Below are 3,000 nucleotides of genomic sequence, written 5' to 3'. Positions count from 1 at the left end.
GGTTCAGTTTTTAGCTTGGTTATCGCTTTTTCCATTGTAGCTTAAAGCCGTCCTAAAAGGACGGGGTTTTAACCCAAATTTTCGATAAATCGGGGGCGAATTCTTTGAGCATACCCGCAAAGGTTTCCACGGCGGTAATAGTGCCATCAAAGTCACAGAAAACAATTTTACTCATGGGGTGACAAAATATCTGAAATTGGATATAATCGAAGGTTATGATTAATTTTACAGAGATTATCTGATTCTAGAGCTTCAACCCCATGAAATCCTATCTCGCCGCCGCTATTCAAATGACCAGTCAGCCGGATTTAGAGAAAAATCTCGCTGCCGCTGAAGAATTGATCGAACTTGCCGTGGGTAAAGGGGCGGAATTAATCGGTTTACCGGAAAATTTCGCCTTTATGGGGGCAGAAACCGATAAAATCGCCCAGTCCGAGACTATTGCCCTCAAAGCCAATCAATTCCTCCGCACCATGGCCCAACGGTTTCAAGTGACCATTTTAGGGGGTGGTTTTCCCGTGCCGGTGACGGGTATTCCCGATAAGGCTTATAATACGGCTATTTTAGTCGATGGCAACGGTGCGGAATTAGCCCGTTATCAAAAAGTCCATCTCTTTGATGTAAATGTCCCGGATGGTAACACCTATCAGGAATCGAGTACAGTCATGGCAGGGATCGATTTACCGCCAATTTATGGCTCCGATAGCTTGGGAAAAATTGGCCTCTCGATTTGCTATGATGTGCGTTTTCCCGAACTCTATCGCTATTTATCGCGGCAAGGAGCCGATGTTTTATTTGTCCCCGCGGCGTTTACAGCTTTTACAGGGAAAGATCATTGGAAAGTTTTGTTACAAGCGCGAGCGATCGAGAATACTTGTTATATAATAGCCCCCGCTCAAACGGGCAATAATTACGAGCGCCGTTACACCCACGGTCACGCTATGATTATCGATCCTTGGGGTGTGGTTTTAGCCGATGCGGGGGAAGAAGCGGGAGTGGCAATTGCCGAAATTAATCCCCAACGTCTGCAACAAGTGCGACGACAAATGCCTTCCCTGCAGCATCGTGTTTTTGTTTAAAATTCGATCGAAAAATTAGTTCCCAGCGACGGGTATCAATAGGGAACAGAGCCTCACTTCTCTGTTCTCCAAACACTTATAATAACTTTTTAGCAAAATCGATCGCCTCCTGAAAAACTGTAACTTTGCCTTCAATTTGGGCAATTTGTACCTCGGTTAATAACTTACCGATAATCGGACTAGGTTTCAGGTGTAAATGGTTGATTAAATCATCGCCCCTTAATAAAGGTCGGGGATGGGCGATAATATTATGGGGATCGAGATAGGAAGTAAACAGAGAAGCGACGATATTTTTGTTAATCCCCATCGATAAAGCAAAAAGAGCAAAGACAGGAAATACTTTTCCCGTATTTAGATAAATAAAATACTGTTCCCGCAGACTTAAATTATCTGCCTCCTTGAGGGGGGGTAAAGACTTAATTACCGTGATTACCGTGCGAATTTCCCCACGGGAATACTTGAGATCGATTAACTCTTTTTCCGCTTCTGCTAAAATATCCGATACCAATAGGGCTAATTTTGTCAACTGTAACTGAGAAGGGGAAAAGATAAATTTTTCTGGTGACAAAGATTCTAAAAATCCCGCTGCCGCTTCCACCCCCATAACTCGTCCCATTTTTGCGGGGGTAATCCGACGCAACCAGAGAGATAATAAGCCATCTTCCCAGGCACTTTTTAGCCATTTATTGCCACGGGAATTGAGCAAAAGGTAGTTTAGCTCCGATTGTACCCTTTCGGCGGCTACAAGGCGCAATAAAGGGGCAAGAGAACGAATAGTTACACGGGTATGGGGTTCGATCTCAAAGTCTAATTGAGCCGCTTGTCGATAGGCCCTTAATAATCTTAGGGGATCATCTTGGAGATTTTCCCGGGAAATCATCCGCAGAGATTGGCAGCCTAAATCTTTTAATCCCCCTAAAGGATCGAAAATTTCTTGGGTTTGGAGATTATAAGCGAGAGCATTAACGGTGAAATCCCGTCTTTTTAGGTCTATTTCTAGAGATTCTCCCTCCTGTTGTGCGAAATCAAGCGTACCCTGCGGAAAAACGACGCGAGCAATTTGACGAACGGCATCTAAAACCACAAAACCGGCTTTATACTGATGGGCAATAGTTTGAGCAATTTCGATCGCTTTTTCGGGAACCACAAAATCTAGGTCAATATAGTCTTTCTGACGGTTTAATAAAGCGTCTCGCACAGCACCACCGACTAAATAAGCATTTTCTGGCAATTCTTCCTGATTAATCGCAAAAACTTCTTTAACTAAACTATTTAGGTTTTTTTGACAAGACATCGACAAGAGCAGTTTACAAAAATATAATTTTGACCGGCCCCATTTGGGGAGAGACTGAGCTAGATTAACGGAAAAGACTTATAGAGTTAAACTTATGTGTATTTGTATTAACTGCTATTTTGTTGATCGCTGTCTCACCTATCATGCCGTAGAAACACAACATCAGGAACGTCATCTCACCGAGACACCGGACTTTGAAGCGAAGAACCCTTCTATTAACGTTAACATTCGCACCAAGGAAGATTATATCGAAATGGAGTGGGATGTGGTGGGTTGTGACAGCTTTTTACGGGAAACTGGTAAATGGTCTAGTTTGCGTCCGGGTGAACCAATTCCCACCTAAAATACCTGAACTTCCCCCATACATATCTACTACAAGAGCCAAAAACCCTTATCCAGCAATAGATAGACCCGTTAACTTTTCTTGCTGTACCCGTGGAATGGTGGTCATGTATATAGAAAAAGTTCCTAACCGTTGTGTCTGGAGTGGTTTTTATAATGAGCATTGCTTAAAATCAAACAATTCATAACTTAAGAGCGAGGTATTTATGGGTAAAGAAGAAGAACTACTTGAACAATGGCGAGAACTGACACCGGAAAAGCAACAAAAAGTTTTACAATTTGTTC

General features: G+C 42.8%; 4 protein-coding genes. 2 read left to right on the top strand and 2 right to left on the bottom strand.

The features are described 5' to 3' along the window. Positions 1–52: 52 nt before the first annotated feature. The gene (locus BGL89_RS11110) at positions 53–175 is read right to left on the bottom strand and encodes a hypothetical protein (protein ID WP_502692616.1); all 123 of its coding nucleotides are present in this window, start codon (positions 173–175) and stop codon (positions 53–55) included. Between the two features lie 85 nt (positions 176–260). On the opposite strand from BGL89_RS11110, the gene BGL89_RS11105 reads away from it, so the two are divergent. Beyond that, complete coding sequence (locus BGL89_RS11105) at positions 261–1,079, top strand: carbon-nitrogen hydrolase family protein (protein ID WP_286825758.1); 819 nt, start codon at positions 261–263, stop codon at positions 1,077–1,079. A gap of 76 nt (positions 1,080–1,155) precedes the next feature. Here BGL89_RS11105 and BGL89_RS11100 read toward each other — a convergent pair whose 3' ends face one another. Then, positions 1,156–2,373, bottom strand: a complete 1,218-nt coding sequence (locus BGL89_RS11100) for a tRNA nucleotidyltransferase/poly(A) polymerase-related protein (protein ID WP_286825757.1) — start codon at positions 2,371–2,373, stop codon at positions 1,156–1,158. Positions 2,374–2,467: 94 nt separating this feature from the next. Between BGL89_RS11100 and BGL89_RS11095 the strand changes: the two genes are divergently transcribed. Then, positions 2,468–2,716, top strand: coding sequence for a Ycf34 family protein (locus tag BGL89_RS11095; RefSeq protein WP_002745598.1), 249 nt, complete (start codon positions 2,468–2,470; stop codon positions 2,714–2,716). The last annotated feature ends 284 nt before the right edge of the window (positions 2,717–3,000 follow it).

Source organism: Microcystis sp. LSC13-02, assembly GCA_002282935.1.
Classification (GTDB): domain Bacteria; phylum Cyanobacteriota; class Cyanobacteriia; order Cyanobacteriales; family Microcystaceae; genus Microcystis.
The sequence above is the reverse complement of the archived record's forward strand: the minus strand, read 5'-3'. Positions and strand labels throughout refer to the sequence as shown.